At 62.7% G+C, this 25,817-nt stretch carries 28 protein-coding genes, 1 other RNA gene and 2 pseudogenes; 13 read left to right on the top strand and 18 right to left on the bottom strand.

Annotated features, from left to right (window positions below):
* Positions 1–3 precede the first annotated feature (3 nt).
* Complete coding sequence (locus tag AC0L28_RS06385; protein ID WP_128245943.1) at positions 4–1,806, bottom strand: ABC transporter transmembrane domain-containing protein; 1,803 nt, start codon at positions 1,804–1,806, stop codon at positions 4–6.
* 205 nt (positions 1,807–2,011) lie between these two features.
* Between AC0L28_RS06385 and rpmE the strand changes: the two genes are divergently transcribed.
* On the top strand, positions 2,012–2,233 hold the full coding sequence (gene rpmE, locus AC0L28_RS06380) for a 50S ribosomal protein L31 (RefSeq protein ID WP_006327661.1): 222 nt from the start codon (positions 2,012–2,014) through the stop codon (positions 2,231–2,233).
* 66 nt (positions 2,234–2,299) lie between these two features.
* On the opposite strand, the gene AC0L28_RS06375 is transcribed toward rpmE, so the two are convergent.
* Positions 2,300–2,941: a TetR/AcrR family transcriptional regulator gene (locus AC0L28_RS06375; protein ID WP_128170696.1), complete on the bottom strand. Its 642-nt coding sequence runs from the start codon at positions 2,939–2,941 to the stop codon at positions 2,300–2,302.
* A 112-nt stretch (positions 2,942–3,053) separates the two neighbouring features.
* Between AC0L28_RS06375 and AC0L28_RS06370 the strand changes: the two genes are divergently transcribed.
* On the top strand, positions 3,054–3,887 hold the full coding sequence (locus AC0L28_RS06370) for a Rossmann-fold NAD(P)-binding domain-containing protein (protein ID WP_473476258.1): 834 nt from the start codon (positions 3,054–3,056) through the stop codon (positions 3,885–3,887).
* A gap of 1 nt (position 3,888) precedes the next feature.
* Positions 3,889–4,368, top strand: coding sequence for an anthrone oxygenase family protein (locus AC0L28_RS06365; RefSeq protein ID WP_473476257.1), 480 nt, complete (start codon positions 3,889–3,891; stop codon positions 4,366–4,368).
* Between the two features lie 16 nt (positions 4,369–4,384).
* Here the strand turns inward: AC0L28_RS06365 and AC0L28_RS06360 are convergent, their stop codons facing one another.
* The 3 genes from AC0L28_RS06360 to AC0L28_RS06350 form a co-directional block, all read right to left on the bottom strand.
* Complete coding sequence (locus AC0L28_RS06360) at positions 4,385–4,711, bottom strand: Rdx family protein (protein ID WP_473476255.1); 327 nt, start codon at positions 4,709–4,711, stop codon at positions 4,385–4,387.
* A gap of 60 nt (positions 4,712–4,771) precedes the next feature.
* Positions 4,772–5,521, bottom strand: coding sequence for a YebC/PmpR family DNA-binding transcriptional regulator (locus AC0L28_RS06355; protein WP_023800014.1), 750 nt, complete (start codon positions 5,519–5,521; stop codon positions 4,772–4,774).
* Positions 5,522–5,746: 225 nt separating this feature from the next.
* A complete protein-coding gene (locus AC0L28_RS06350; RefSeq protein ID WP_473476253.1) occupies positions 5,747–6,070 on the bottom strand; it encodes an ArsR/SmtB family transcription factor in 324 nt (107 codons plus the stop codon).
* A gap of 51 nt (positions 6,071–6,121) precedes the next feature.
* Between AC0L28_RS06350 and AC0L28_RS06345 the strand changes: the two genes are divergently transcribed.
* From AC0L28_RS06345 to AC0L28_RS06335, 3 genes are read left to right on the top strand one after another with little or no spacing between them, the layout of a single operon-like run.
* Entirely contained in the window at positions 6,122–6,604 is a 483-nt protein-coding gene (locus AC0L28_RS06345) for an SRPBCC domain-containing protein (protein WP_128173565.1), read from the top strand.
* A gap of 16 nt (positions 6,605–6,620) precedes the next feature.
* Positions 6,621–6,983, top strand: coding sequence for a hypothetical protein (locus AC0L28_RS06340; protein ID WP_473476251.1), 363 nt, complete (start codon positions 6,621–6,623; stop codon positions 6,981–6,983).
* A gap of 27 nt (positions 6,984–7,010) precedes the next feature.
* Positions 7,011–7,475 carry an SRPBCC family protein gene (locus AC0L28_RS06335; protein WP_473476249.1) on the top strand — a complete coding sequence of 155 codons (465 nt, stop codon included), beginning with the start codon at positions 7,011–7,013 and terminating at the stop codon, positions 7,473–7,475.
* Positions 7,476–7,758: 283 nt separating this feature from the next.
* Here AC0L28_RS06335 and AC0L28_RS06330 read toward each other — a convergent pair whose 3' ends face one another.
* From AC0L28_RS06330 to ssrS, 4 genes are all read right to left on the bottom strand, one after another.
* On the bottom strand, positions 7,759–8,526 hold the full coding sequence (locus AC0L28_RS06330) for a TerC family protein (RefSeq protein ID WP_031255296.1): 768 nt from the start codon (positions 8,524–8,526) through the stop codon (positions 7,759–7,761).
* Positions 8,527–8,598: 72 nt separating this feature from the next.
* Complete coding sequence (locus AC0L28_RS06325) at positions 8,599–9,423, bottom strand: TIGR00282 family metallophosphoesterase (RefSeq protein ID WP_023800020.1); 825 nt, start codon at positions 9,421–9,423, stop codon at positions 8,599–8,601.
* A gap of 81 nt (positions 9,424–9,504) precedes the next feature.
* Entirely contained in the window at positions 9,505–10,092 is a 588-nt protein-coding gene (locus tag AC0L28_RS06320; protein ID WP_128173567.1) for a 5-formyltetrahydrofolate cyclo-ligase, read from the bottom strand.
* 94 nt (positions 10,093–10,186) lie between these two features.
* Positions 10,187–10,342: non-coding RNA, 6S RNA (gene ssrS / locus AC0L28_RS06315), on the bottom strand.
* Positions 10,343–10,523: 181 nt separating this feature from the next.
* Here ssrS and AC0L28_RS06310 point away from each other — a divergent pair.
* From AC0L28_RS06310 to msrB, 6 genes are all read left to right on the top strand, one after another.
* Positions 10,524–11,363 carry an AAA family ATPase gene (locus AC0L28_RS06310; protein WP_473476246.1) on the top strand — a complete coding sequence of 280 codons (840 nt, stop codon included), beginning with the start codon at positions 10,524–10,526 and terminating at the stop codon, positions 11,361–11,363.
* Between the two features lie 175 nt (positions 11,364–11,538).
* Positions 11,539–11,985, top strand: coding sequence for a GNAT family N-acetyltransferase (locus tag AC0L28_RS06305; protein WP_023800023.1), 447 nt, complete (start codon positions 11,539–11,541; stop codon positions 11,983–11,985).
* Between the two features lie 46 nt (positions 11,986–12,031).
* Entirely contained in the window at positions 12,032–12,436 is a 405-nt protein-coding gene (locus AC0L28_RS06300) for a type II toxin-antitoxin system HicB family antitoxin (RefSeq protein WP_473476243.1), read from the top strand.
* 10 nt (positions 12,437–12,446) lie between these two features.
* Entirely contained in the window at positions 12,447–13,637 is a 1,191-nt protein-coding gene (locus tag AC0L28_RS06295) for a vWA domain-containing protein (RefSeq protein ID WP_473476240.1), read from the top strand.
* Positions 13,638–14,459: an MBL fold metallo-hydrolase gene (locus AC0L28_RS06290; protein WP_473476236.1), complete on the top strand. Its 822-nt coding sequence runs from the start codon at positions 13,638–13,640 to the stop codon at positions 14,457–14,459.
* Positions 14,460–14,567: 108 nt separating this feature from the next.
* Positions 14,568–14,972, top strand: coding sequence for a peptide-methionine (R)-S-oxide reductase MsrB (msrB, locus tag AC0L28_RS06285; RefSeq protein WP_473476233.1), 405 nt, complete (start codon positions 14,568–14,570; stop codon positions 14,970–14,972).
* A gap of 60 nt (positions 14,973–15,032) precedes the next feature.
* Here the strand turns inward: msrB and AC0L28_RS06280 are convergent, their stop codons facing one another.
* The gene (locus AC0L28_RS06280; RefSeq protein WP_287050848.1) at positions 15,033–15,377 is read right to left on the bottom strand and encodes a hypothetical protein; all 345 of its coding nucleotides are present in this window, start codon (positions 15,375–15,377) and stop codon (positions 15,033–15,035) included.
* Positions 15,378–15,594: 217 nt separating this feature from the next.
* Here AC0L28_RS06280 and AC0L28_RS06275 point away from each other — a divergent pair, with 217 nt between their 5' ends.
* A complete protein-coding gene (locus AC0L28_RS06275; RefSeq protein ID WP_473476231.1) occupies positions 15,595–16,104 on the top strand; it encodes an arsenate reductase ArsC in 510 nt (169 codons plus the stop codon).
* A gap of 22 nt (positions 16,105–16,126) precedes the next feature.
* Here AC0L28_RS06275 and AC0L28_RS06270 read toward each other — a convergent pair whose 3' ends face one another.
* The 8 genes and pseudogenes from AC0L28_RS06270 to livM all read right to left on the bottom strand — a co-directional run.
* Complete coding sequence (locus AC0L28_RS06270) at positions 16,127–16,582, bottom strand: hypothetical protein (RefSeq protein ID WP_027152867.1); 456 nt, start codon at positions 16,580–16,582, stop codon at positions 16,127–16,129.
* 48 nt (positions 16,583–16,630) lie between these two features.
* Entirely contained in the window at positions 16,631–16,891 is a 261-nt protein-coding gene (locus AC0L28_RS06265) for a DUF2312 domain-containing protein (RefSeq protein ID WP_023800031.1), read from the bottom strand.
* A 160-nt stretch (positions 16,892–17,051) separates the two neighbouring features.
* The gene (gene pyc, locus AC0L28_RS06260) at positions 17,052–20,510 is read right to left on the bottom strand and encodes a pyruvate carboxylase (protein ID WP_473476228.1); all 3,459 of its coding nucleotides are present in this window, start codon (positions 20,508–20,510) and stop codon (positions 17,052–17,054) included.
* A gap of 239 nt (positions 20,511–20,749) precedes the next feature.
* A complete protein-coding gene (locus AC0L28_RS06255; protein WP_023800033.1) occupies positions 20,750–21,868 on the bottom strand; it encodes a branched-chain amino acid ABC transporter substrate-binding protein in 1,119 nt (372 codons plus the stop codon).
* Positions 21,869–22,007: 139 nt separating this feature from the next.
* A complete protein-coding gene (locus AC0L28_RS06250; RefSeq protein ID WP_027152865.1) occupies positions 22,008–22,355 on the bottom strand; it encodes a DUF6867 family protein in 348 nt (115 codons plus the stop codon).
* A 17-nt stretch (positions 22,356–22,372) separates the two neighbouring features.
* On the bottom strand, positions 22,373–23,101 hold the full coding sequence (locus tag AC0L28_RS06245; RefSeq protein ID WP_027152864.1) for an ABC transporter ATP-binding protein: 729 nt from the start codon (positions 23,099–23,101) through the stop codon (positions 22,373–22,375).
* Positions 23,102–23,118: 17 nt separating this feature from the next.
* Positions 23,119–24,249: pseudogene (locus AC0L28_RS06240) on the bottom strand (ABC transporter ATP-binding protein); the annotation flags it as partial.
* Positions 24,249–25,742: pseudogene (gene livM / locus AC0L28_RS06235) on the bottom strand (high-affinity branched-chain amino acid ABC transporter permease LivM); the annotation flags it as partial. The pseudogenes AC0L28_RS06240 and livM, both read right to left, overlap by 1 nt.
* Between the last annotated feature and the right edge of the window lie 75 nt (positions 25,743–25,817).

Here is a 25,817-nt window from a genome sequence, read left to right as displayed (position 1 = left end):
CTACTACTCCGCGGCGCCCCTGAAAGCGTTCGCCCCGGTTTCGAATTGCAGCTTGGCCAGCCGCGCATAGATGCCGCCCTTGGCGACGAGGCTCTGGTGGGTGCCTTCCTCGACGATGCAACCGCCATCCATGACCAGGATCCGGTCGGCCTTCAGCACCGTCGCCAGCCGGTGGGCGATGACGATCGTGGTGCGATCCTGCATCAGCCGTTCCAGCGCCGTCTGCACCAGCGTCTCGCTTTCGGCGTCGAGCGCCGAGGTCGCCTCGTCGAGCAGCAGGATCGGCGCATCGCGCAGGATGGCGCGGGCAATCGCCACGCGCTGGCGCTGGCCGCCGGACAAGGTCACGCCGCGCTCGCCGACCTGGCTGTCATAACCGTTCTCAAGTTTTAGGATGAACTCGTCGGCAAGCGCATCCCTGGCCGCCGCCTCGATCTCGGCCTGGCTGGCGTCCGGGCGGCCGAAGCCGATATTGTCGCGCGCGCTGGCCGCGAAGATGGTGACGTCCTGCGGCACGATGGCGATGCGCTCTCGGATGGCGACGGGGTCGGCCTCGCGCACATTGACGCCGTCGATCATAATCTTGCCGGTCTCGGGGTCGTAAAAGCGCAGAAGCAGCGAAAAGACGGTGCTCTTGCCGGCGCCCGACGGGCCGACGATCGCCACCGTCTCGCCGGGCATGACCTGGAAACTCAGGCCGTTGACGGCAGCGCGGTCGGGCCCGGCCGGATAGGAGAAGGACACGTCGTCGAAACTGATTGCGCCCCTGGCCGTCGCCGGCAGCGGTTTAGGATGCGCTGGGGCCTGGATTGCGGGCTTCTCGGCCAGGATCTCGGTCAGCCGTTCGGCAGCGCCCGCCGCCTGGGAAAGCTCGCCCCACACTTCCGACAGCGCACCGAGCGCGCCGGCGGCAAACACCGAATAGAGCAGGAACTGACCGAGCGTGCCGGGCGACAGCGTGCCGTCGAGCACGTCGCGCGAGCCGAACCACAGCACCGCCACCACCGAGGAAAAGATCATGAAGATGGCGAAGAAGGTGAGGAAGGAGCGGGCAAAGATCGAGGACCGCGCCGCCTCGAAAGCCGCTTCCACGGCAGCTGAAAAATGCCCGGTGACCAGCTTCTCGTTGGTGAATGCCTGCAGCGTGCGCACCGCGCCGATCTGCTCGCTGGCATAGGCCGTGGCGTCGGCCAGCGTGTCCTGCGCGAGCCGCGATTTGCGCCGCACCGAGCGGCCGAAGGCGACCAGCGGCAGCACGATCACCGGAATGGCGGCGATGACGAGGCCCGACAGTTTCGGGCTGGTGAAGACCATCATCGCCACGGCGCCAAGCCCAAGAATGACATTGCGCAGCGCCACCGACGCGGTGGCACCGACCGCCGACTTGACCTGCGTCGTGTCGGCGGCGAGCCGCGAGACGATCTCGCCCGACTGTGCGGTGTCGAAAAAGGATGGCGACAGCGTCGTGACATGGCGGAACACGTCGCTGCGGATGTCGGCGACGACGCGCTCGCCCAGCGTGATGACGAAATAATAGCGGCAGGCCGACGCCGCGGCGAGCAAGGCAGCCATCACCACGAGCATCGCGAAATACTCGGCGATGAAAATGGAATCGGAAGCGGAAAAGCCGTGGTCGATCATCCGCCGCACGGCCAGCGGCAGCGCCAGCGTCGTCGCCGCAGCAACGGTCAGCGAGACGACCGCGCCAATGACCATTTTCCGGTAGCGGGTGATGTAGGGGAACAGGCGCCGCAGCGGCTTGAGCGAGCGCCTACGCTCGTCTGCATCGCCGCTTGTATGCGCCATGACCGTTTCCTCTGGCCGCCTTCTGGGCATGCGCCTCAATATGCCTTACCGCGGCCTTGTGATTCAATTCCGGCTGATGTATAGGCTCGCCGACCGTTTTTAAAAGCCGTGGCTCCTCAATAGCTGCGGCTTCGAGTTTTAAAAAGGGGCGCATCGACGCAGGCTTTATGCCCGTCAGCGGCGCCGGCGAACCAGGAATAGCACAATGAAGACCGATATTCATCCCGACTACCACACCATCAAGGTCGTCATGACCGACGGCACCGAATACATGACCCGTTCGACCTGGGGCAAGGAAGGCGATACGATGAACCTCGACATCGACCCGACCACCCATCCGGCCTGGACCGGCGGCCAGCAGACCCTGCTCGACCGCGGCGGCCGCCTGTCGAAGTTCAAGAAGCGTTTCGAAGGTTTCGGCCTCTAAGCCGCAAGCCTTTTCGGATCGAAAGAAACCCGCCCTCGTGGCGGGTTTTTTGTTGAATGCGGCTCTCTATTCGCCAACCAGTTCGCGCAGCGCCATCCGCTTGTAGGCGGCGACCAGGTCGTCGCCTTCTTGGCGCCCGACCGAGATCGCCAGCCGCATGGTGGCCTCGCCCATCTGCCAGGTGAGAAACGCCGTCGTTTCCAGCGCCGCCGGATCGGCGGTAGGCCGCAGCCGCCTCAGCACCGCGGTGAGGAATTCGGCGTTGGCCCGGCTGTCGGCGAGTTCGAGTTCGCGCAGCGCCTTGTCGGCCTGCGTGCCCGACCAGATGTCGCGCATCACCGGTTCGGCCAGGAATAGCCCGTAATAGATATCCACCAGCTCGGAAAATGCCCGCCGCAGCCCTTCGGCGTCGCTAACCGGTGCAAGCGCTGCCGCGATGCAGGCCTGGCTTTCGGCGGTGTAGCGCTCGGCCAGCGCCCAGATGATCGCTCGCTTGTCCGGGAAGAACTGGTAGAGCGAGCCGATCGACACGCCGGCCCGTTCCGCCACCTCGCCCATGCGCATGGCATCGCTGCCTTGCTCGGCGATCAGCGCAGAGGCGGCGGCCAGCATCCGCTCGACCCGCTCCCGGCTGCGCTGCTGGCTGGGCGCCCGGCGCGGCGATGCGATCTGGCCATCCTGTGAACCCGATACGGTCGAGCCTTCCATCACTGTCTCCTGGCGAACGATCAACAAATTGGCTTGACTCACAAAATACGAGGGTTTATCACGTTTTGCAAATGTGAGGATTACTCATATTTGTGAGCAAAGGAAAATCGCCATGATCGACACAGAAGCAAAACCGATTTTGATCCTCGGCGGCACCGGCAAAACCGGCCGTCGTCTCGCGGACAGGCTGACGGCGCAGGGCCTGCCGGTACGGATCGGCTCGCGCTCGGGCACCCCGCCCTTCGACTGGGAAGACAATACGACCTGGGAACCCGCGCTCGATGGTCTCGGTGCCGTCTACATCAGCTACTATCCCGATCTTGCGGTGCCCGGTGCGGCCGAAGCGGTCGGCGCCTTCGCCAACCTTGCCGTGGCAAGCGGTGTGCGCCGGCTGGTGCTGCTGTCGGGGCGCGGCGAAATCGAAGCGCAACGTGCCGAAGAGATGCTGAAAGCCTCAGGCGCCGACTGGACGATCCTGCGCTGCGCCTGGTTTTCCCAGAATTTCAGCGAGAGTTTTTTGCTCGATCCGCTGCTCGCCGGTGAGGTGGCTTTGCCGGTCGGCACTGTCGGAGAACCGTTCGTCGATGCCGACGACATTGCCGACGCCGCCGTGACAGTGCTTACCCGGCAAGGCCATGTCGGCCAGCTTTACGAGCTGACCGGCCCGCGGCTGCTGAGCTTCGCCGAGGCGGTCGCCGAGATCGGCAAGGCGGCCGGCCGCGACATCCGCTTTGTCAGGATTTCGCATGCCGAGTTCACCGCCGCAGTAGCCGGATACGAGTTGCCTGCCGAGTTCGCCTGGCTGCTCAACGAGCTGTTCACCGAAGTGCTCGACGGCCGCAACGAGTCGCTGACCGACGGCGTCGAGCGCGTGCTCGGCCGCGCCCCAAAGGACTTTTCCGCCTATGCAACCGAAACCGCTGGTACGGGCATATGGAGTGACTGACATGATCATGAAACTGCTTCCCAGCCTCACCTTCATCGCCGCGCTCGGCTCGGGCGTTGTCGCTGGTGTCTTCTTCGCCTTTTCCAGCTTCGTCATGCCGGGCCTCGCCCGCATGCCTGCCGCGGGCGGCATCGCCGCCATGAATTCGATCAACGTCACTGCGGTGACGCCGCTGTTCATGACCGCGCTTTTCGGCACCGGGCTGATCAGCCTCGTCCTCGTTGTCGGCGCTGTCATCGGCTGGGGCCAACCGGGTTCATTCTGGCTTCTCGCCGGCGCCCTGATCTATGTCGTCGGCAACCTGTTCGTGACGATGATTTTCAACGTGCCGCTCAACAACGCACTGGCAGCCGTCGATGCGGCCAGCGCCAACGGCGCCGCCGTGTGGGCCACCTATCTCAGGGACTGGGTGATGTGGAACCACGTCCGCACCATCACAGCCATCGTCGCGCTGGCCTGCTTCATCATGGCGTGGCGGTGAATGCAGGGACCCTGCCTCAGGCAGGGTCTTTTGACGTGGAATCTTTTGACTTGTCGCTCTTGCGGTCGACATGGCCGAGATCACGGTCCGGATCGATCACGTCGCGGACCAGCTGCTTGAGCCTCGCGGCATCAGGAAAGCCGCCGTCGCGCTTGCGGTCCCAGACCAGCGTGTCGTTGCAGGAAATGGTGAAGATGCCGCCGGTGCCGGGCACCAGTGTGACCTCGCCCAGATCCGTTGCGAAGGTCGAAAGCAGCTCCTGCGCCATCCAGCCGGCCCGCAGCAGCCAGTGGCACTGCACGCAATAGCTGATGCGGACCTGGGGCAGCACCTTTTCGGTCATATCAGATTGAGCTCCGCTCATGTCTCGGACTGAGCTCGCTCATGTCGGGCTGAGCTGTGCTCATGCCGCGCTGAGCTTCGCCATGGTCTCGTCGTCGACCTCGAAATTGGCGTAGACACTCTGCACGTCGTCGTCGTCCTCGAGCGTGGCGACCAACTTCATCAGCGACTGTGCCCGCTCCTCATCAACCGCAATGTTGGTCTGCGGCTTCCAGATCGGCTTCACTGATTCAGCCTCGCCGAGCGCGCCTTCCAGCGCCTTCGACACCTCACCAAGATTCTCGAAGGCGCAATAGATCGTGTGGCCTTCCTCGTCCGACTGGACGTCGTCGGCCCCGGCCTCGATCGCCGCGTCCATGACCTTCTCCGCGCTGCCTACCGATGCCGGATAGAAGATTTCGCCGACACGGTCCCACATGAACGACACCGAGCCGGTTTCCCCCATCGCCCCGCCGGCCTTGGTGAAGGCGGCACGCACATTCGACGCCGAGCGGTTGCGGTTGTCGGTCAGCGCCTCGACGATGAGCGCAACGCCGCCTGGCCCGTAGCCTTCGTAACGCACAGCTTCGTAAGTCTCGGCGTCGCCCATCGACGCCTTGTTGATGGCGCGCTGGATGTTGTCTTTCGGCATCGACACCGCCTTGGCGTTCTGCACGGCAAGACGCAGGCGCGGGTTCATCGACGGGTCCGGCGTGCCGCTCTTGGCGGCGACGGTTATTTCGCGCGCCAGCTTGGAAAACATTTTCGACCGCACCGCGTCCTGGCGGCCCTTGCGGTGCATGATGTTCTTGAACTGTGAATGGCCAGCCATGGCACCCCCTGTCGTCTTCTTGGCAGAGCATCCTGCAGCGAGGTAGTCACCTCGCCTTTGCCAAAATGCTCGAAGTCAAAATTTCAGAACGTCCCTGCTGCGTCCGGATGGACGTACGGCGCTCTATCTCGGAATGGCCGGCTTATAGATAAATCGGCTCAATTCGTCCAGCCGCGCCGTAAGTATGGGCGGCAAGGTAACCGCCAGCTGCTTTCCTGCGAACGCTCAGTCCTCCAGATCGGATCTCAGCCGGTCGAGAATGCTGATCGCATGCGTGGCGTACTGGCTGATCCAGCGGTCGTGGATCTGCTTGATTGGCAGCGCATTGAGATGGTTCCAGCGTTCGCGCCCCTCGCGCCGCGCCACCACCAGGTCGGCTTCCTCCAGCACTTTCAGATGCAGCATGACGGTGCAGCGGTCCATGTCGGGAAAGGCATCGCACAGCATGCCGGTGGTCCGCGGCGCGTCCTTTAGCTCGTCGAGCAGCGCGCGCCGGCGCGGATGCGCCAGCGCCTTGAAAACATTGTCATCCTGCGCCTTGCTTGACATGTTATATTTTTATAACATAATATCGATCCGATCAAGGAAGGAGCTGTGGATATGTCTCTTGGATTCAGAGTTTCGGGCCGCATCGGCAAACCGGTTGCCGAAGTCTTCGATGCGGTCGTCAATCCGAACAAGCTCAGCGGCTATTTCACCACCATCGGCGGCGCCAGTGCCCCGCTGGTGGCCGGCGCCAGGGTCATCTGGTGGGGCAAGGTCCCGGTCGAGGTCGACGAGGTGGAGAAAGACAACCGCATCGTGCTGCGCTGGGACGCCACCGACGCCGACGGCAAGCCGGCCTACAAGACCCGCATCGAGATGAATTTCGAGCCGCTGGACGACGGCGGCACCTTCGTCACCATCGCCGAGGCCGGCTGGCACGAGGACGCGGTCGGTCTGAAAAAATCCTACCTCAATTGCGAGGGCTGGTCGCAGATGCTGGCCTGCATGAAGGCCTATGTCGAATACGGCATCAATTTGCGCGACGGCTACTATCGCAGCGAGATGAAGGGCGAGCCCGCCAATGAAGACAATATCTGAGAAGACGGAGCAAACAATGGCTGCGAAGATCACCGGCGGCATCAACATCGCCATAAAAGTGCCGACACACCAACACCAGGAGACGATCGCTTTCTACCGCGATGTCGTCGGCCTAAAACCGTTCACGGCCAAGGCGCCGGCCATTGGTTTCGAACTCGGCCCCAATCGCCTGTGGATCGACGAGGCGCCGATGCTGAGCCAGGCCGAAATCTGGCTGGAGCTGTTCACCGACGATTTTCCGGCCGCCGCCGATCATCTCGCCAAGGCCGGCGTTGTGCGCTGCGACGCCATCGAGGCGCTCGGCGAGGGTTTTCGTGGCGGCTGGATCAGCAATCCGGCCAACATCATTCACCTGGTGCGCGAACCCGACGCCTGGTGACGGAAACTTGTACGGAAGGAGGACGAAATGGACTTCCGTGAGATACCGACCGCCGAAGCCGGCATGCTGATCCGGCGGCCGGTCGCAGAAGTATTCGAGGCCATCGTCGATCCGGCGATCACGACGAAATTCTGGTTCACCCACGGCAGCGACAGGCTCGACAGCGGCAACGAGGTTCGCTGGGAATGGCGGATGTATGGCGTTTCGACGCCGGTCACGGTCAGCGAGTTCGCCAGCAACGAAAAGATCGTCCTGCAATGGAGCGATCCGCCGACCACGGTGGTCTGGACTTTTACCGAGATGCCGGGCGGCACCTTTGTCGAGGTTCGCAATTTCGGTTTTGCCGGCAGCCCCGATGAACAGGTCAAGCAGGCGATCGGCTCGACCGATGGCTTCGCGCTGGTGCTCGCCGGCGCCAAGGCCTGGCTGGAGCAAGGCTTGACGCTTGGCCTGATCGGCGATCGTCATCCGAAGGGCACGCCGACCGCTTAAGTCACTGGGTGCAAAAAGCCGTTCTGCAGCGATCCTTCCCACCCCCTCTGTCCTGCCGGACATCTCCCCCGCAAGGGGGAAGATCGGATGTCGCTGAGGCTTTCGACAATCTCCAACGCTGCAGGACGAGCAGAGCGCTAAAGCTGCCAATCTCCCTCCTTGAGGGGGAGATGTCCGGCAGGACAGAGGGGGTGCTGTCCCTCCGACGTCTCAAAGGTTCTGCATGGCCGCGACAAGTGAGGCAGAGCTCAGGCCTTCGCGCCGTCGCTTCGCCCCGCCAACCTCAGTGCCCCGCGCCGGCCTTTGCCTTCCTCCGACGTCGCGCCAGCATGTTGAGGCCCTCGACAAGGGCGGAAAAACCCATTGCGGCGTAGATGTAGCCCTTCGGCACATGGAAGCCCATGCCGTCGGCGATCAGCGTCATGCCGATCATCAGCAGGAAGCTCAGCGCCAGCATGACGATGCTGGGGTTCTTGGCGATGAAGTTGGCGAGCGGTCCGGCCGCCAGCATCATCACGCTGACCGCGACGATCACGGCGATGTACATGATGGCGATCTCGTCAGTCATGCCGACCGCGGTGATGATCGAATCGATCGAAAAGACGAGGTCGAGCAGCAGGATCTGGAAGATGGCGCCGGCCAGCGAAAGCTGCAGCGTCTCACCCATCATCGTGTCCTGGTGATCCTCGAGATCGACCGTGTGGTGGATCTCCTTGGTCGCCTTCCAGACGAGGAACAGGCCGCCGGCGATCAGGATCAGATCGCGCCAGGAAAACCCGTGGCCGAACGCGGTGAATACCGGCGCCGTCAACTGGACGATGATCGAGATGGTGGCAAGCAGCACCAGCCGCATGATCAGCGCCGCCGAAATACCAATTCGCCGGGCGCGGGCCCTCTGCGCCTCCGGCAATTTGTTGGTCAGGATCGAGATGAAGATCAGATTGTCGATGCCGAGCACGACCTCCAGCACGATCAGCGTCAGCAACGCGACCCATGCAGTCGGATCGGAGACAAAGGCGAAATGTGGCGCCAGGAATTCGATGAGCTGCATGGAGGTCGTCCCCTCTTACGATCTGAAGCAGGCGTGGCCGGCAATTAGGTACTACAATCGCTTACATCAATGTCATGACCAGAACGAGGGCGCGGTTTCTTCGAGCCGCGGCCCGCGGCGAAACGGCGCAATCCGCTCGGTCAGGCCGCTGCGATCCGAAATGTCGACGCCGACGCCGCACAATGTCGCCGGGCCGCTCGCCGCCTCGAAGCGCCCTTTCGGCACCTTCGACAGAAAGCGGTTGAGCGGCTCCTCCTTGTCCATGCCGAGCGAAGAATCATAGTCGCCGCACATGCCGGCGTCTGAGATATAGCCGGTGCCGCCGTTGAGGATATGGTGGTCGCCGGTCGGCTGATGCGTGTGAGTGCCGACAACCAGGCTGGCGCGGCCGTCGACGAAGTGCGCAAAGCACATTTTTTCAGAGGTCGCCTCGGCATGGAAATCGATGACCACCGCATCGGCCTGTTCGCCAAGCGGGCAGGCGGCAAGCTCGCGCTCGCCGGCCTGAAACGGATCGTCGAGTTCAGGATGCATGAACACCCGGCCCATGATGTTGGCGACCAGAACGCGCGCGCCGTTCCTGGCGATGTAGACGCCCGAGCCCCGCCCCGGCGTGCCCTTGGGGAAATTGGACGGACGCAGAAAGCGTTCCTCGCGCGGCGCGAAAGCCAGCGCATCGCGCTGGTCCCAGACATGATTGCCGGTTGTGACGACGTCGGCGCCCGCCGAGATCGTCTCGCGAAAGATCTCTTCGGTAATGCCGAAGCCGCCGGCGGCGTTCTCGCCATTGACGATGACGAAGTCGAGTTTGAAATCCGAGATCAGGCCGGGCAGTTGTTCCCACACCGCCGTGCGTCCCGTCTTGCCGACCATATCGCCGAGGAAGAGAAGTCTCATCTAAACACGATCCCGAACCGAAGGTCAGCGAAGCAAAAAGCTGCATGACTTCCGGAAAAGACCATGCGTCCAGGAACTTATCTACAATTTCGGCGCGAACCGGCGCAACCCGCTCTCGGTGAGTATTTCCGGAATGGTCACGTCATGCGGCTCGTCCGGCACCAGCGCCACCTGCTGGCAGTCGAAAGCAATGCCGATCAGCCGCGGCGGCTGCCCCTTGTCGACCAGCCGCGCGATGGCACGGTCGTAATAGCCGGCGCCATAGCCAATGCGGTGGCCGCGCGCGTCGAAAGCCGCGAGCGGCACCAGCATCACCTGGGGATCGAGCACCTCGGCCTCCTCATGCGGCCCGACGGTGCCGAACCCCATGTCGATCATCGGCGCGCCGCGCACCAGTTCGCGAAAGACGATGGTGGTCTTGTCGAGAATCGCCGGCAGGCAAAGCCGTGCACCTTTTTCGCGCAAGGCGAACATCAGCGGCCGGACGTCGACTTCCGAGCGCATCGGCCAGAAGCCGGAGACGATCTGGCCCGGTTCTATCGCAATGCTGTCCCGCGCCGTCTCTGCCATTTCGAGCGCTGCCTCCACCCGCCAGAACGGATCGAGCGCATCGCGGCGCCCGAGTGCTTCGCGTCGCAAATGTTTTTTAAGGTCTTTCGAGGATGTCATGCGCCGACGATAGAAAAGGTCAGATTTGGATGGAGTTTTAGGAGCGACGTTTTCCACCGCATGATCCACCGAGGCGTGGATCCTTTGCGTCGAGTGACGATCCACACAACCGGTGGAGAGAGCGATCCCGGGAACCTACAAAGTAGGTGGGCGCCGTATGAGAAAACCCACGGGTCTTCCCAGGGACAGCTCCCTAGGGATCATTAAGGCCCCGGGGAAAATGTTCTCCTGCCGGGAAGCGCAGACCGTCACGCCCAATATAGGCCGATGGCAGGCCAAGCGCCAGAGAGACGGCCATGTTCTGCGGCTTTATTCGTCGCAAGGTCCTGCCTGGGAGCTGCGCGGCACATGGGTTTACCGCGCCCTCGCCGCTGCGCCTTGCATGGACTGGGCTGTCTCCTTACGGTTGCCATGAAAACCGAGGAGCAAAAATGCGTTTCGAAGGCACGGCGGCCTATGTCGCCGACAAGGATCTGATGGTGGCGGTCAATGCGGCGATCGCGCTGGAGCGGCCATTGCTGGTCAAGGGCGAGCCCGGCACGGGCAAGACCGAACTGGCCAGGCAAGTGGCGGCCGCGCTCGGCCTCGAGCTGATCGAATGGCATGTCAAGTCGACGACAAGGGCGCAGCAGGGCCTCTACGAGTATGACGCCGTGTCGCGGCTGCGCGACAGCCAACTCGGCGACGAGCGCTTCAACGACATCAGCAATTATATCAAGCGTGGCAAGCTGTGGGATGCCTTCGCGACGGCCAAGAAGGTCGTGCTTCTGATCGATGAGATCGACAAGGCCGACATCGAATTCCCCAACGATTTGCTGCAGGAACTCGATCGAATGGAGTTCTTCGTCTACGAGACCGGGGAAACGGTCCGCGCTGCCGTGCGCCCGATCGTCATCATCACCTCCAACAACGAGAAGGAACTGCCGGACGCCTTCCTGCGCCGCTGCTTCTTCCACTATATCGGCTTTCCCGACGTCGAGACGCTGCATCGGATCGTCGACGTGCACTATCCCGGCATCAAGCAGAACCTGGTGCGCGCCGCACTCACCCAGTTCTACGAGATCCGCGACGTGCCGGGCCTGAAGAAGAAGCCATCGACCTCCGAGGCACTGGACTGGATCCGCCTGCTCGTGACCGACGATATCGCGCCCGAGGATTTGCGCACCGACCCGAAAAACGCACTGCCCAAGCTGCACGGCGCGCTGTTGAAGAACGAACAGGACGTGCATCTGTTCGAGCGGCTAGCCTTCATGGCGAGAAGGCAGGGGTGAGGAGCGGCCAGCCAAAGGCCGACGAAAAGCCGACGATTTGGCTTTTCGAGCGACGAACGCCCGAAGCCATAGCGGAGGGCCGGGCATGCGGCGGACAGCGCTTTCCCGTTGCTGGACCGTTGCCGCCGTCCGGGCACCGGGGCAGCCTGGGCCCGAAGCTTCAGAAGGAAATGAAATGACCGAGATCACCGTCCGCCCACTGGCACAATCCGACCACGCCGACTGGCAGCGTCTGTGGACTGCCTACCTCACCTTCTACAAAACCGAGCTGCCGGAAGACGTCTACGCCGTCACCTGGAAGCGGCTGTTCACGGCGGGTGAGTTCGAACCAAAAGGGTTCATCGCCACGCTCGGCGGTAAGGCGGTCGGCCTGACGCACTATCTCTACCATCGCTCCTGCTGGTCCGAAAAAAACAACTGCTATCTGCAGGACCTGTTCGCCGACCCGGACGTGCGCGGCAAAGGCGTCGGCGCCGCCCTGATCGAAGCAGTCAAGCAGGAAGCCGGCAAGATCGGCGTCAAGAACGTCTACTGGATGACGCACGAGACCAACACCACCGCGCGCAAGCTCTACGACCACGTGGCGCGCAGGACCGGCTTCATCGAATATGATCTGATGTGATGAACGGTCGATCGCCCGGCTTGCCGGATGGATTTAAGGAGGAATGATGACGCACTATGTCGGAATTCTTGACGGCGCAGATGATGTCTGGGGAGTGCGGGTCCCCGATCTTCCCGGATGTCACGGCGGTGGCGCAAGTTCCGAGGAGGCGATAGCCGACGCGACCTCCGCCGTTCGCGAATGGGCTGAGGCACGAAGGGCGAAGCACTTGCCCTTGCCCGACGCGCGCACGGTGGCAAATCTGCTCCGACTGGGCGAAATTGATAGCGCCGCCGGCGAATCTGCCGTGATGATCCCCGTGCTGATCGATTCCGGACGGCCTGTCCGAGCGAATCTGTCGCTCGACGCAGGTCTCTTGGCGGCAATCGATGCCGAAGCGAGCCGGCGCGGCCTCACGCGTTCCGCCTTCATCGCCAGCGCCGCTCGCGAGAAGATCGAAGGGCACAGATAGAAGTCGGACGATGTTCATCCCCTTCTTCCTCGAACTGAAGGCTGCGCGGGTTCCCGTCTCGCTCCGGGAATATCTGTCGCTGCTGGAAGGGCTGGAGGCGGGGCTGGTCGACTATGACGTCGAGGGTTTTTACTATCTCGCCCGCTCGGCACTGGTGAAGGACGAGCGCCACATCGACCGTTTTGACCAGGTCTTTTCGCACATCTTTAGGGGTGTCGAAGCGCTGGCTGGCGAAAACCCGGTCGACGTCGAGAACATTCCGGAGGAATGGCTGCGGCGGCTTGCCGAAAAGCACCTGACCGATGAGGAGAAAAAGCTGGTCGAGGCTCTGGGCGGTTTCGAAAAGCTGATGGAAACGCTGAAAAAGCGGCTGGAGGAACAGAAGGGCCGCCATCAGGGCGGGTCGAAATGGATCGGCACCGGCGGCACCTCACCCTTCGGCGTCTATGGCTACAATCCCGAGGGCGTTCGCATCGGCCAGCATGAGAGCCGCAACCGCCGTGCGGTGAAAGTCTGGGACAAGCGTGAATTCAGGAATTTCGACGATGCCGTCGAGCTCGGCACCCGCAACATCAAGATCGCGCTGAAGCGCTTGCGTCGCTGGGTGCGCGAAGGCGCCGAGGAAGAGTTCGACCTGCCCGGCACCATCCACGCCACGGCCGAGCATGGCTATCTCGACGTACAGACGCGGCCCGAGCGGCGCAATGCTGTGAAGCTGCTGATGTTCTTCGATGTCGGCGGCTCGATGGACGATCACATCAGAAGCGTCGAGGAGCTGTTTTCGGCCGCTCGCGCCGAATTCCGCCAGCTCGAATATTTTTACTTCCACAACTGCCTCTACGAGGGCGTGTGGAAGGACAATCGCCGCCGCCATGCGGAGGTGATTCCGACTTTCGACCTGCTCCACAAATACGGTCCGGACTACAAGGTGATCGTCGTCGGCGATGCCTCGATGAGCCTCTATGAGATCCAGCATCCCGGCGGCTCGGTCGAGCACTGGAATCCGGAGGCCGGCGTCGTCTGGCTCGGCCGTCTGCTGCAGCAATGGCCGAACGCGGTATGGCTCAACCCCGAAAGCGAAAAGCACTGGGGTTTTACCCATTCGATCGCCATGATCCGCGACATCTTTGGCGGCCGCATGTTTCCGCTGACGCTCGCCGGGCTCGAGGCCGCGACGAAACAGCTTTCAAGGAAGCACTGAATGGATCCACGCAAAACAGGACGGCCGACCTGTTTCCTCTGCCTGCAATGTGGCGTCCAGTTCGCGGCGGCAGCGACGCCGCCGCAACATTGCCCGATCTGCGAGGACGAGCGGCAATATGTGCGCTGGGAGGGCCAGGCCTGGATCACGCCGCAAGAGCTCGCCGCCGGGCATCGGATCGTGATGAAGGACGACGCCGGCGTGCTCGCCTTCGGCATCGAGCCGCGCTTCGCCATCGGTCAGCGGGCGCTGCTGGCACAGACGCCGCACGGCAATGTGCTGTGGGACTGCATCTCGATGGTCAGCGACGAGGCGGTGGCCGAAATCAACCGACGAGGCGGTCTGGCCGCGATCGCCATTTCGCACTGCCATTATTATTCGGCGATGGTCGAGTGGAGCGAGGCGTTTGGCGGCGTGCCGATCTATCTGCATGCCGATGACCGCAAGTGGATCATGCGGCCGCATCCGGCTGTTGTCAGTTGGCAGGGCGAGACGCGCGCCCTCAACCCCTCGCTGGCACTTATCCGTTGCGGCGGTCACTTTGCCGGTGGCCAGGTGCTGCACTGGAAGCGCGACGGCGACGACGCCATCCTGGCCGGTGACATCTTGCAGGTGACGCCAACCCGCCGCCATGTCAGCTTCATGTACAGCTACCCGAACTACATCCCGCTCAATGCGCCGAAGGTACTCCACATCGCGTCGGCACTGGAGCCTTTCGCGTTCGACCATATCTATGGCGCATGGTGGAACCAGAACGTCATCGGCGATGCAAAGACGGCATTTGCAAGATCTGTTGCGCGGTATCTGGCAGCGATCGCCTGAGGAATTCTTCGCGGCAGGATTGGAAACACGGGCAAACGCCGTAACAAATGCCTATTTTAGGCGAACTTGGGAAAGCAGCCCAATAGCAGCATGAGCTAAGAGGCAAAGATGGATAGTCACACCTACCCTGTTACCCGAACAGATGCCGAATGGCGCGCCCGGCTGACGCCGGAGCAATTCGCGGTGATGCGCAATCACGGCACCGAGCGGCCGGGCAGTTGCGCGCTGCTCCACGAGAAGCGCGCCGGCACTTTTTCCTGCGTCGGCTGCGACCAGCCCTTGTTCGAATCCAAGCTGAAGTTCGAGAGCGGCACCGGTTGGCCAAGCTTCAACGATCCGGTGCCCGGTTCGGTCGAGACGACCGTCGACCGCAGCTACGGCATGGTCCGCACTGAATGCCACTGCGCCCGCTGCGGCAGCCATCTCGGCCACGTCTTCGAGGACGGCCCGCCGCCGACTGGCCTGCGCTATTGCATCAACGGCGTCGCGCTGAAATTCGAGCCGGCTGCTTGACTGGAATCCAGACGTTGTCAAAGGACGGCTTCCGCCGGCCGTTGCCGGCAGCACTGTCCGTCAGATCACCACCACCAGTATCAGCCACAGCACAGCCCCCAGCGTCATCAGCGAAGCCTTGACGCCGCCGGATTTCTCAGCGGTCCGCCACACCGCAAAAGTCAGGAAGAAATTGTACGGCACCGGCGCGAAATGCACCGCCAGAACGAGAGCGAGCGGCAGCTTCAGCCCGAGCAGGATCAACGCCAGCACCGACACGGCGATGTTGATCGCCGTGCCGACAAGGACAAGATCGCGCCAGAACAGCCGGTCTAGCGGCGCCGTGCCTTGCCAGCGCGAGCGGAAGAAACCCGCCGCACGGCCTGCCTTGCCGTCTTCGCCTTCGAAAGTCTCTGGCGCACTCATCGATGCGGCTTTCCCTCATTCGACAGCCGCAGAGACTTCCAAAGCAGCAAGCCTGTCAACGCAAATCGATCATCGGCACGCAAGCGTATGATTTGACAAATTGTCATCAAACGGTCGTGAAACCTTTCTACGTCGCCCTTGTCGGCGTCTCGGCAAAGACACCTTGCCGGACTCTGCCGCCCCCATCATCCAGTCGCCTGCCAAGGGAGGTCTTGAGATGAGCGATAATGTCTACAACGTGCTGTTTCTTTGCAACGCCAATTCGGCGCGATCGATCATGGCGGAAGCCATCCTCAGCCGGATCGGTGGCGGCAGGTTCAAGGCGTTTTCCGCCGGTTCGCAACCGAAGGGCGAGGTCAATCCCTACGCACTGCAGCTGCTCGAAAGCCTCGGCTACGATACGAGCTTCGCCCGTTCGAAAGGCTGGGACGAGTTTGCCGAGCCCGACGCGCCGGAAATGAATTTCATCTTCACGCTTTGCGACAGCACCGCGAATGAATCCTGTCCGATCTGGCCGGGTCATCCGATGACCGCGCTCTGGTCGATACCGGACCCAGCCAAGGCAGACGGCACCGAAGCCGAACTGCATCTTGCCTTTGCCGATGCCTATCGCATGCTCAACAACCGCATCTCGCTGTTCACCAATCTGCGGGTGGATGCGCTCGACCATCTGGCGCTGCAACAGCATCTCGATCGGATTGGCCGCGACACGGCGAAGCCGACCTAACTCAAGCCACTGCGACGCGAATTCACGGTCCGGCTTCGCCACCCCCGCCCAGCACCTCGGCAACGGCCCGCTCGAAACGCGATGCTTCCGTCACCAGCCAGTCGGCCATGGCCGGCCAATTGTCCTCGGCAAAACAGTTCACGCGCCACAGCGAATTGATGCCGAGGCCCTCGCAGCTCTGTTCCGGCCTGAGCTTCAACCTGTCTTCGATCGCCGGCTGGAACGGCTTCAACCGCGACCAGGCTTGCGTGGCGCCGAACTTCTCGTTGCGGCCGAAGAAGACGCCGACATGGTTCTGCGCCGGCGCGACATACATGGAAAGGACCAATGCGAAGTCGGGCAGCCCGCGCTGCCAGAACCAGGGTCCGCGCCGCGCCATCAGAGGCCTTTCTTCCGGATGCCGTTCCGCGAACAGCGTCCAGAAGCCGCGTTGGCGGAACTCAGAGGCGCGGCGGCCGCCAAAGTCGAATTCGCTCATGGTTCGACCCGTTGCGGGCGCAACCGGCGCCCAGGGCTGTTACCAGCCTTACACCATGCCGAGTGCGGCTTTGTAGAGGTCGAGGATGGTTTCCTCCTCTTGCCGCTCAGCCTGGTCCTTCTTGCGCAGCCGGATGATCGACCGCATCGCCTTGGTGTCGAAGCCGGTGCCCTTGGCCTCGGCGAACACTTCCTTGATGTCGTCGGCGATCGTCTTCTTCTCTTCCTCGAGCCGCTCGATGCGCTCGATGAAGGCTCGCAGCTGGCCGGCGGCAACAGTCTGGCTGGTCTCGGTGATGTCGTCGGCCATTTTCTCTCCGCGTCGTTTTCCATGCCGCGACTCACGAACCGTCGCGGCGAATTTGCAGCGGTTCGATGCCCGACCGGAGCCGACCGGTCAAGCTGTTATCGATGCGGCATGAAGGGCTGCCGCCAGACGCAGACAACTCTGCCTGGGCAACATTTCTGTCTCATCCGAATGCGATCAGCAGATCCTTGGCGTCGATCTGATCGCCGGTCTTGACCAGCACTTCGGCGACAACCCCATCACGCTCGGCATGCAATGCCGTCTCCATCTTCATCGCCTCGATCGACAAAAGCACGTCGCCGGCCTTGACCGCTTGGCCGGCGGCAACGGCGAGCGCCGAGACGACGCCCGGCATCGGTGCGCCAACATGCGCCTCGTTGCCGGGCTCGGCCTTGCGCCGCGCCTTGGCGGCGGAAGCGCCGTGCGCCCGATCCGGCACTTTGACCCGGCGCGGCTGGCCGTTGAGCTCGAAGAACACGGTGACCATGCCCTTCTCGTCGACATCGCCGATGGCCAGGCAGCGCACCACCAGCGTCTTGCCCTTCTCGATGTCGACAAAGATCTCGTCCTCCGGCTTCATGCCGTAGAAATAGGTCGGCGTCGGCAGCACGCTGACCGGCCCATAGGTTTCCTGCGCTGCGGTAAAGTCGGAGAAGACCTTCGGGTACATCAGCCACGAGGCGAATTCGAATTCGCTGAGCTTGCGCTCGAGCTTGTCTTCGATCTCCTTGCGGCTGGCCTTGAGATTGGCTGCTTTCAGCAGCGAACCGGGCCGCACGGTGATCGGTTTGTCGCCTTTCAGCACCTTCTTCTGCAGTGCCTCCGGCCAGCCGCCGGGCGACTGGCCGAGGTCGCCGCGCAGCATCGACACGACCGAGTCGGGGAAGGCGATATCCCTGGCCGGATTTTCGACATCGGCAACCGTCAGGTCCTGGCTCACCATCATCAGCGCCATGTCGCCGACGACCTTGGACGACGGCGTCACCTTGACGATGTCACCGAACATCAGATTGACGTCGTGATAGGTCTGCGCCACTTCGTGCCAGCGCGTCTCCAGCCCGAGCGAGCGCGCCTGCTCCTTGAGATTGGTGAACTGCCCACCCGGCATTTCGTGCAGGTAGACTTCCGAGGCCGGCCCCTTCAGGTCGCTTTCGAAGGCAGCATACTGGTTGCGCACCGCCTCCCAGTAGAACGAGATGTTCCTGATCCATTGCGGGTCGAGGCCCGGATCCCGCTCGGTGCCCTTCAGCGCCTCGACGATCGAGCCCAGGCAAGGCTGCGAGGTGTTGCCGGACAGGGCATCCATCGCGGCGTCGATGGCGTCGACACCGCTGTCCACCGCCGCCAGCACCGTCGCCGCCGACAGGCCTGACGTGTCGTGCGTGTGAAAGTGGATCGGTAGGTCGGTCGCCTCGCGCAGCGCCTTGAACAGTGCGCGGGCGGCATTCGGCTTCAAGAGCCCGGCCATGTCCTTGACCGCGACGATATGGGCGCCGGCCGTCTGCAACTCCCTGGCCAGCGCGACGTAGTATTTGAGGTCGTACTTGGCTCGGGCCGGGTCGAGTATGTCGCCGGTGTAGCAGATCGCTGCTTCGATCAGCTTGCCTTCGGCGCCGACCGCGTCCATGGCGACGCGCATGTTGTCGACCCAGTTCAAACAGTCGAAGACGCGGAACAGGTCGACGCCGCCGCTTGCTGCCTGTTTGACGAAATGCTGGACGACATTGTCCGGATAATTGGTGTAGCCGACGCCGTTGGCGCCGCGCAAAAGCATCTGCAATAACAGATTGGGCGCTGCCTCGCGCACCAGCGCCAGCCGCTCCCACGGGTCTTCGGTGAGGAAGCGCATGGCGACGTCGAAGGTCGCCCCGCCCCAGCATTCGAGCGACAAAAGCTGCGGCAGTGCGCGCGCATAGGTGCCGGCAATGCCGGCGATGTCATAGGTGCGCACGCGCGTCGCCAGCAGGGATTGGTGTCCGTCGCGCATCGTCGTGTCGGTGACCAGCACTTCTTTGCATGCGCGCATCCAGGCCGCGAATTTCTCCGGCCCAAGCGCGTCGAGCTTCTGCTTGCTGCCATCGGGCACATTGCCGTTGAGATAGGGCACCATGGGCGCCGCCGCATCGGCCTTCGGCTGCGGCCGGCCGCGGGTTTCGGGATGACCGTTGACGCTGACATCGGCCAGGTAGTTGAGCAGCTTGGTCGCGCGATCCTGCCGCTTCACGCTCGCGAACAGTTCCGGTGTCGTATCTATGAACTTGGTCGTATAGGAATTTTCGGCGAAACTCGGGTGATTGATGATCGCCTCGAGGAAGGTGAGGTTGGTCGCCACCCCGCGAATACGGAACTCGCGTAGCGCCCGGTTCATGCGGGCGATGGTCTCGGCCGGCGTCGGCGCCCAGGCCGTCACCTTCTCCAGCAGCGGATCGTAAAAGCGGGTTATGACCGCGCCCGAATAAGCGGTTCCGCCATCGAGGCGGATGCCGAAACCGGTGGCGCCGCGATAGGCGGTGATGCGGCCATAGTCGGGGATGAAATTATGCTCGGGATCTTCCGTGGTGATGCGGCACTGCAGCGCGTGGCCGTTGAGCCTGATATCCTTCTGCGCCGGCACGCCCGATTCCGCCGTGCCGATGGCAAAACCATCGAGGATATGAATCTGCGCCTTGACGATGTCGATGCCGGTCACCTGCTCGGTGACGGTGTGCTCGACCTGAATGCGCGGATTGACTTCGATGAAGTAGAATGTGCCGGTGTCGGCATCTTGCAGGAACTCGACCGTGCCGGCGCCGATATAGCTCGTCTCGCGCGCGATCTTGAGCGCGTAGCCGCAAAGCTCTTCGCGCTGCGACATTTCGAGATAGGGCGCCGGCGCGCGCTCGACCACCTTCTGGTTGCGGCGCTGGATCGAGCAATCGCGCTCGAACAGGTGCACGGCGTTGCCGTGTGTGTCGCCCAGCACCTGCACCTCGACATGGCGGGCGCGCTCGATCAGCTTTTCGAGATAGACCTCGTCCTTGCCGAAGGCAGCTTTCGCTTCGCGCTTGCCCTCCGTCACCTCGCGGGCGAGATCGGCTTCCGAGCGGATGGCGCGCATGCCGCGGCCGCCGCCGCCCCACGACGCCTTCAGCATCACCGGGTAGCCGATCGTCCTGGCGAGCGCCTTCACCGTCTCGATGTCGTCCGGCAAGGGATGGGTGGCGGGAATTACCGGCACGCCGACCTCGATCGCCAGGTTGCGTGCGGCGACCTTGTTGCCGAGCCTGCGCATCGTATCCGGCTTGGGTCCAATGAAAATAATGCCGGCCTTGACACAGGCTTCGGCGAATTCAGGGCTTTCCGACAACAGCCCATAGCCCGGATGGATGGCATCGGCGCCGGAAAGCCTGGCGACGCGGATCACTTCCTCTATCGACAGATAGCTTTCGATCGGCCCCATATCCCTGGTCAGATGCGGCCCGCGCCCGACCTGATAGCTTTCATCCGCCTTGAAGCGGTGCAGCGAGTACTTGTCCTCCTCGGCCCAGATCGCCACGGTTTTGAGGCCGAGTTCGTTGGCCGCGCGGAAGACGCGGATGGCGATTTCGGACCGGTTGGCGACAAGGATCTTCGTGATTGCCAAGGACAAGGCTCCGGACGCTGACGGAAGGGGGACTGCGCCATGATTAACGCGAAAATGCTGCAGCGCAAACAAAATCGGGCGACGACGATTAAACCGATTTAAATCCACTCATTGGGTAGAGCGCCGCGCGTTCCCTCGAATGCGCAAAGGGTGCTCCGACGAAAGGTAAAACGGCACACACGAAAAATGCCCGGCGCGAGGCGCCGGGCATTCCGGAATTGTCGTCGTCGTCGACAGGCTTACATCTTCTGGACGTAGGTGTATTTGCCGTCGTCGCCCTTCTTCCATTCGTACATGACGTAGCCAGGCAGCGTCGGATCGCCCTTCTCGTCGTAGGAAAGATCGCCCAGCACGGTCTTGAACGGGCCGTTGGCCTTGAGAGCCTTGGCAACTTCCATCGGATCGTTCGACTTGGCGGCTGTGGCGGCTCCCACGATCGCCTGCATGGCGGCGTAGGAATAAAGCGTGTAGGCCTCCGGCTCGAAGCCCTGCGCGCGGAACTTCTCGACCAGTTCCTTGTTCGCCGGGATCAGACGCGGATCCGGGCCGAACGTGTTCAGCGTGCCCGCAACCGCGTCACCGGCGATTGAGGCCAGTTCGTTCGACACGATGCCGTCGCCGGAAACCAGCGTGGCCTCGAGGCCCTGGTCAGCCACCTGGCGGATGATCAGTCCGGCTTCGGTGTGCAGACCACCCCAATAGATGATGGAAACGCCGGCTTGTTTCATCTTGGCGATCAACGCCGAGAAGTCCTTGTCGCCGATATTTACGCCTTCATACATGACTTCCGTCACGCCGGCAGCGTTCATCGCCTTCTTGGTCTCGTCGGCAAGGCCCTGACCATAGGTCGTCTTGTCGTGGACGACCGCGATCTTGGCATCCTTGAAGTTCTCCGCGAGATAGGCGCCGGCGATGCTGCCCTGCTGGTCGTCGCGTCCGCAGGTACGGAACGTGTTCCACAGGCCGCGCTCGGTGAACTGCGGGTTGGTCGCGGCCGGCGTGATCTCGAGGATGCCGTTCTCCGCGTAGACTTCCGATGCCGGGATCGAAACGCCCGAGTTGAAGTGGCCGACCACGAACTTGACGCCGTCGCCGACGAACTTGTTGGCGACCGAAATCCCCTGCTTCGGATCGGAGACGTCGTCGCCGACCGTGAGCTTGACCTGCTCGCCGTTGATGCCGCCGGCCGCATTGATGTCGGCGACAGCCTGTTCGGCGCCCTTCTGCAGCTGCGCGCCGAAGGCGGCATTCGGGCCGGTGATCGGACCGGCAACTCCGATCAGGACGTCAGCCCACGCGCTTCCGCTGAACGCGACGAGCGCGGTCAGGGCGACGGCGGACAAAAGTGATTTTCTCATGTAAAACGCTCCCATTTACAGAGTGGGCGTGGATGATGCTTTCATGCGATGCCCACCTTTACTCGCAGAAAGCGTACTTTGCCGATTTTCAGGCACTTGTCACGCCGATTCATCCCCGAAACGGCGTTAATGATGAACGTCAACCTTTTGGTTTCCAACTCAAAAGCGATGCTCTTTCGTAGAGCCAGCTATACTGTGTCACCATCTGGTTCGTGCGCGTGTATTGATAGCCGATGAAGCCCAATATCATCAGGACGATGGTGTCGACGATGTAGTAGTGCAGCGAGAACATCGTGCCGCCGAACAGCGCATGATGGATGAACCTTACGGCTATACCGAGGCCGAGCAAATAGGCGAACAATTGGACGACGCTGCGCCATGTCTGGGCGCAGGCCTTGCCCGTCATCCACGCCGCCCAGCCGCCAAGCAGGCAGGTGACGAAGAAGAACTGCCAGACCGAGGGTTCCTCATAGAGAATGCCCTGCATGATGAAGACTCCTGAACTCAGTGATGGCCGCCTTCGAGATAGGCGGCGCGCACGTCCGGATCGGCGAGCAGCTCCTTGCCGGTGCCGCTCATCGTCACGTTCCCGTTGACCATGACATAGCCGCGCGTGGCGAGCTTCAGCGCGCCGAAGGCGTTCTGCTCGACCAGGAACACGGTCAGCCCCTGCGTGCGGTTCAACTCGCGGATGGCGTCGAAGATCTGCTTGACGATCAGCGGCGCCAGGCCCAGCGACGGCTCGTCGAGCAAGAGCAGTTTCGGCCGCGCCATCAGCGCACGTCCGATCGAAAGCATCTGCTGCTCGCCGCCCGACAGCGTGCCGCCGCGCTGGGCAATGCGTTCCTTCAGGCGTGGAAACAGCGTGAATACCTTCTCGACGTCCTCGTCGTAGTGCTTGAGGTCGTCGAGGCTGGCGCCCATCTGCAGGTTTTCCATCACCGTCATGCGCGGAAAGATGCGCCGGCCCTCCGGCGACTGGGCGATGCGCATGCGCGCGATCTCATGGGTCGGCAACTGGGTGATGTCGGTGCCGGCGAAGGTGATAGTGCCCGCCCGCGCCCGTGGTGCACCAAAAATGGTCATCATCAGCGTCGACTTTCCGGCGCCATTGGCGCCGATCAGCGCCACGATCTCGCCCTGCTTGACGGTGACATCGACGCCGTTCAGCGCCCTGATGTTGCCGTAATAGGTCTGGACGCCCTTGATGTCGAGCAGCGTTGTGCCGGCCATCATTCATTCCCTCCGCCCCGGTTGGAGTCGCCCGGTGTCTTGGGCTTTGCCGGAGCCTTGGCGTCCGGCTTTGCCGCGGAGGATTTCGCGTCGGCTTCGGCCGGCGATGCGGGCCTTGCCGCCGCGCCCGACCTTGCATCGACCTGCCCGGCTTTCGACGCGCCCTTCGACACCGTGACGCGTTCGCCCTCACTGTGTCCGACCGTGTCGGTCACCGGTCCGGCGAAATACGAGGACGACGAGCCCGGACCGTGCGTCGAATCCGGGCCGGTGTCGAGTTGCTCGATGACGTCTTCGTCGCCGACCTCGATCAGCACCGTCTCGACGTCCTCGTCTTCAACGCCGAGATAGGCGGCGATGACACGCGGGTCGGTGCGCACCGCATGCGGACTGCCGTCCGAGATCTTGCGCCCGTATTCGAGCACCACGACATGGTCGGAAATCTGCATGACCACCGCCATGTCGTGCTCGATCAGCAGGATCGAGGTGCCGGTGTTGTCCTTGATGTCCATAAGGAGCGCGTTGAGCGCCATTGATTCCTTCGGATTGAGCCCTGCCGCCGGTTCGTCAAGGCAGAGCAGTTCCGGACCCGTGCACATCGCCCGCGCGATCTCCAGGCGCCGCTGCGCGCCGTAGGGCAAGTCGCCGGCCGGATCGTCGGCTCGATCGACGAGGTCGGCCTTTTCCAGCCAGTGCCTGGCGAGATCGATCGACTCGGCCGACGCCGTCCGGTAGCCGCTGAAGCCAAACAGGCCGAGGACAGTGTAGCCGGACGCCTTCATCAGCTTGTTGTGCTGCGCCACCAGCAGGTTCTCCAGCAGCGTCATGCCGGAAAACAGGCGGATGTTCTGGAAGGTGCGCGCCACCTTGGCTCGCGCCGGAATCTCATGGTTCGGCAGCCGTTCGAGCAGATAGCTCAAGCCGTCGCGCCGGTTGAGCGTGAGCATGCCCTCAGACGGCTTGTAGAAGCCGGTGATGCAGTTGAACACGGTTGTCTTGCCGGCGCCGTTCGGCCCGATCAGCGCGGTGATCTCGCCGCGCCTGGCCTGGAAGGACAGGTCGCCGATGGCGACCAGACCGCCGAACTTCATCGACAGATGTTCGACCTGCAGGATGGCATCGTTCACGGATGGGTTCGCATCGCTCATCAGCCGTGGCCCTCCTTGGTGAAGGAGCCGGATACAGCCCTGCTCTCCTTGAGAAAGGCTGTCGGTTCACGACTGCCGACGAAGCCGCGCGGCTTCCACAGCATGACGATGACCATGGCCATGCCGAACAGCAGCATGCGGTAGAGTTCCGGCGTGAAGTCGGGACCGAAGACCTGTTTCAGGAAATCGAGCTCGCGCAGCACCTCGGTGCCACCGATCATCACCATGGCGGCGACGGCGATGCCGACCAGCGAACCCATGCCGCCGAGCACGACGATGGCGAGGATGATAGCCGATTCCAGGAAGATGAAGGATTCGGGGCTGACGAAACCTTGCCGCGCGGCGAAGAACGAGCCGGCGAAGCCGCCGAACATGGCGCCGGTGGCAAAGGCGGTGAGCTTGGTGGTGGTGGTGTTGATGCCGAGCGAGCGGCAAGCGATCTCGTCCTCGCGCAGCGCTTCCCAGGCGCGGCCGACGGGCATGCGCCTGAGCCTTATGGTGACGAAGGCGGTGAGCAGGCAGAGCCCGAGGATCAGGTAGTAGAGGAAGATCTTGTAATAGGCGCTCGACGTGGCGATGTCCAAGACCTTGGCGATATAGTTCGGATCCGAGACGTTGAACGACATCAGTCCGAAAAACGTGACCTTGGGAATGCCGGAGATACCGGCCGAGCCGTTGGTAACCTCACGCCAATTGATCAGCACGAGACGAATGATCTCGCCGAAGGCCAGCGTCACGATCGCCAGGTAGTCGCCGCGCAGGCGCAGCACCGGAAAGCCGAGCAGCACCCCCCAGAAGGCGGCCATGGCGCCGGCGGCAGGCAGCAGGATCCAGAACGACAGGCCGTATTGCGTGCCGAGCAGCGCATAGGCATAGGCGCCGACTGCATAGAAGGCGACATAACCAAGGTCGAGCAGGCCGGCGAGGCCAACGACGATGTTCAGCCCCCAGGCCAGCATGACATAGATCAGGATCTGAATGCCGTAATTGTCGACCCATTTCAGAGAACCCTGGAACCCGGCGGCCACCGATCCTCCATACACAGCAAGCACCAGCACAACGATGATCGGGTAGAGCGCCAGTGCGGTTATGCCCAACGCCGAGAAATGGGCATGAATGAAGGTTCGGAAATAAAACATCACCGAGGCGAGGGCGTAGATGGTCGCCAGCGCTCTCAGGAACCGTGCATAACCGGCCAGGCCGGGCCCCAGCAATCCGTCAAGGGAGCCGGCAAGGAAAACCAGCACGGCCACTGTGACGATGGCAGCGATGAAATACGGCAGGCGGAAGAACCGCGCCGCCATGCTCTGCGGCAGCAGGCCGGTGGCGACGTCGACGATCTTCTGATTTGCCAGGAAAGGCTGTCCGTAGGCGACATAGAGAAAACGGCCGGCCATGGTCAGCACGACCACGACTGCAAGAAGCCACCAGCGCTGTACAAGGATCAGCTCGTTGGAGATGTTCTGATCGGTCCTCAGGCCGATGAACAGCACGAACAGGCCGAGCGCGATGGCGCCGGCATAAAGCGCTTCGCGGGTAGCGCGCTGCATGGGAGTGGCGACGATGTC

The sequence above is a fragment of the Mesorhizobium sp. WSM4847 genome, assembly GCF_055811335.1.
This window is presented reverse-complemented; position numbering and strand designations above follow the sequence as displayed.

Bases quoted from the DNA above. Each gene is read 5' to 3' on its own strand.
- AC0L28_RS06325 (WP_023800020.1), bottom strand. From the start codon at position 9,423: ATGAGACTTCTCTTCCTCGGCGATATGGTCGGCAAGACGGGACGCACG.
- AC0L28_RS06295 (WP_473476240.1), top strand. From the start codon at position 12,447: ATGTTCATCCCCTTCTTCCTCGAACTGAAGGCTGCGCGGGTTCCCGTC.
- AC0L28_RS06245 (WP_027152864.1), bottom strand. From the start codon at position 23,101: ATGGCCGGCACAACGCTGCTCGACATCAAGGGCGTCCAGACCTATTAC.
- AC0L28_RS06330 (WP_031255296.1), bottom strand. From the start codon at position 8,526: ATGCAGCTCATCGAATTCCTGGCGCCACATTTCGCCTTTGTCTCCGAT.
- AC0L28_RS06305 (WP_023800023.1), top strand. From the start codon at position 11,539: ATGACCGAGATCACCGTCCGCCCACTGGCACAATCCGACCACGCCGAC.
- AC0L28_RS06375 (WP_128170696.1), bottom strand. From the start codon at position 2,941: ATGGAAGGCTCGACCGTATCGGGTTCACAGGATGGCCAGATCGCATCG.
- AC0L28_RS06275 (WP_473476231.1), top strand. From the start codon at position 15,595: ATGAGCGATAATGTCTACAACGTGCTGTTTCTTTGCAACGCCAATTCG.
- AC0L28_RS06255 (WP_023800033.1), bottom strand. From the start codon at position 21,868: ATGAGAAAATCACTTTTGTCCGCCGTCGCCCTGACCGCGCTCGTCGCG.
- msrB (WP_473476233.1), top strand. From the start codon at position 14,568: ATGGATAGTCACACCTACCCTGTTACCCGAACAGATGCCGAATGGCGC.
- AC0L28_RS06385 (WP_128245943.1), bottom strand. From the start codon at position 1,806: ATGGCGCATACAAGCGGCGATGCAGACGAGCGTAGGCGCTCGCTCAAG.
- rpmE (WP_006327661.1), top strand. From the start codon at position 2,012: ATGAAGACCGATATTCATCCCGACTACCACACCATCAAGGTCGTCATG.
- AC0L28_RS06355 (WP_023800014.1), bottom strand. From the start codon at position 5,521: ATGGCTGGCCATTCACAGTTCAAGAACATCATGCACCGCAAGGGCCGC.
- AC0L28_RS06290 (WP_473476236.1), top strand. From the start codon at position 13,638: ATGGATCCACGCAAAACAGGACGGCCGACCTGTTTCCTCTGCCTGCAA.
- AC0L28_RS06300 (WP_473476243.1), top strand. From the start codon at position 12,032: ATGACGCACTATGTCGGAATTCTTGACGGCGCAGATGATGTCTGGGGA.
- AC0L28_RS06310 (WP_473476246.1), top strand. From the start codon at position 10,524: ATGCGTTTCGAAGGCACGGCGGCCTATGTCGCCGACAAGGATCTGATG.
- AC0L28_RS06250 (WP_027152865.1), bottom strand. From the start codon at position 22,355: ATGCAGGGCATTCTCTATGAGGAACCCTCGGTCTGGCAGTTCTTCTTC.
- AC0L28_RS06370 (WP_473476258.1), top strand. From the start codon at position 3,054: ATGATCGACACAGAAGCAAAACCGATTTTGATCCTCGGCGGCACCGGC.
- AC0L28_RS06280 (WP_287050848.1), bottom strand. From the start codon at position 15,377: ATGAGTGCGCCAGAGACTTTCGAAGGCGAAGACGGCAAGGCAGGCCGT.
- AC0L28_RS06340 (WP_473476251.1), top strand. From the start codon at position 6,621: ATGGCTGCGAAGATCACCGGCGGCATCAACATCGCCATAAAAGTGCCG.
- AC0L28_RS06335 (WP_473476249.1), top strand. From the start codon at position 7,011: ATGGACTTCCGTGAGATACCGACCGCCGAAGCCGGCATGCTGATCCGG.
- AC0L28_RS06265 (WP_023800031.1), bottom strand. From the start codon at position 16,891: ATGGCCGACGACATCACCGAGACCAGCCAGACTGTTGCCGCCGGCCAG.
- AC0L28_RS06270 (WP_027152867.1), bottom strand. From the start codon at position 16,582: ATGAGCGAATTCGACTTTGGCGGCCGCCGCGCCTCTGAGTTCCGCCAA.
- AC0L28_RS06350 (WP_473476253.1), bottom strand. From the start codon at position 6,070: ATGTCAAGCAAGGCGCAGGATGACAATGTTTTCAAGGCGCTGGCGCAT.
- AC0L28_RS06365 (WP_473476257.1), top strand. From the start codon at position 3,889: ATGATCATGAAACTGCTTCCCAGCCTCACCTTCATCGCCGCGCTCGGC.
- AC0L28_RS06360 (WP_473476255.1), bottom strand. From the start codon at position 4,711: ATGACCGAAAAGGTGCTGCCCCAGGTCCGCATCAGCTATTGCGTGCAG.
- AC0L28_RS06345 (WP_128173565.1), top strand. From the start codon at position 6,122: ATGTCTCTTGGATTCAGAGTTTCGGGCCGCATCGGCAAACCGGTTGCC.
- AC0L28_RS06320 (WP_128173567.1), bottom strand. From the start codon at position 10,092: ATGACATCCTCGAAAGACCTTAAAAAACATTTGCGACGCGAAGCACTC.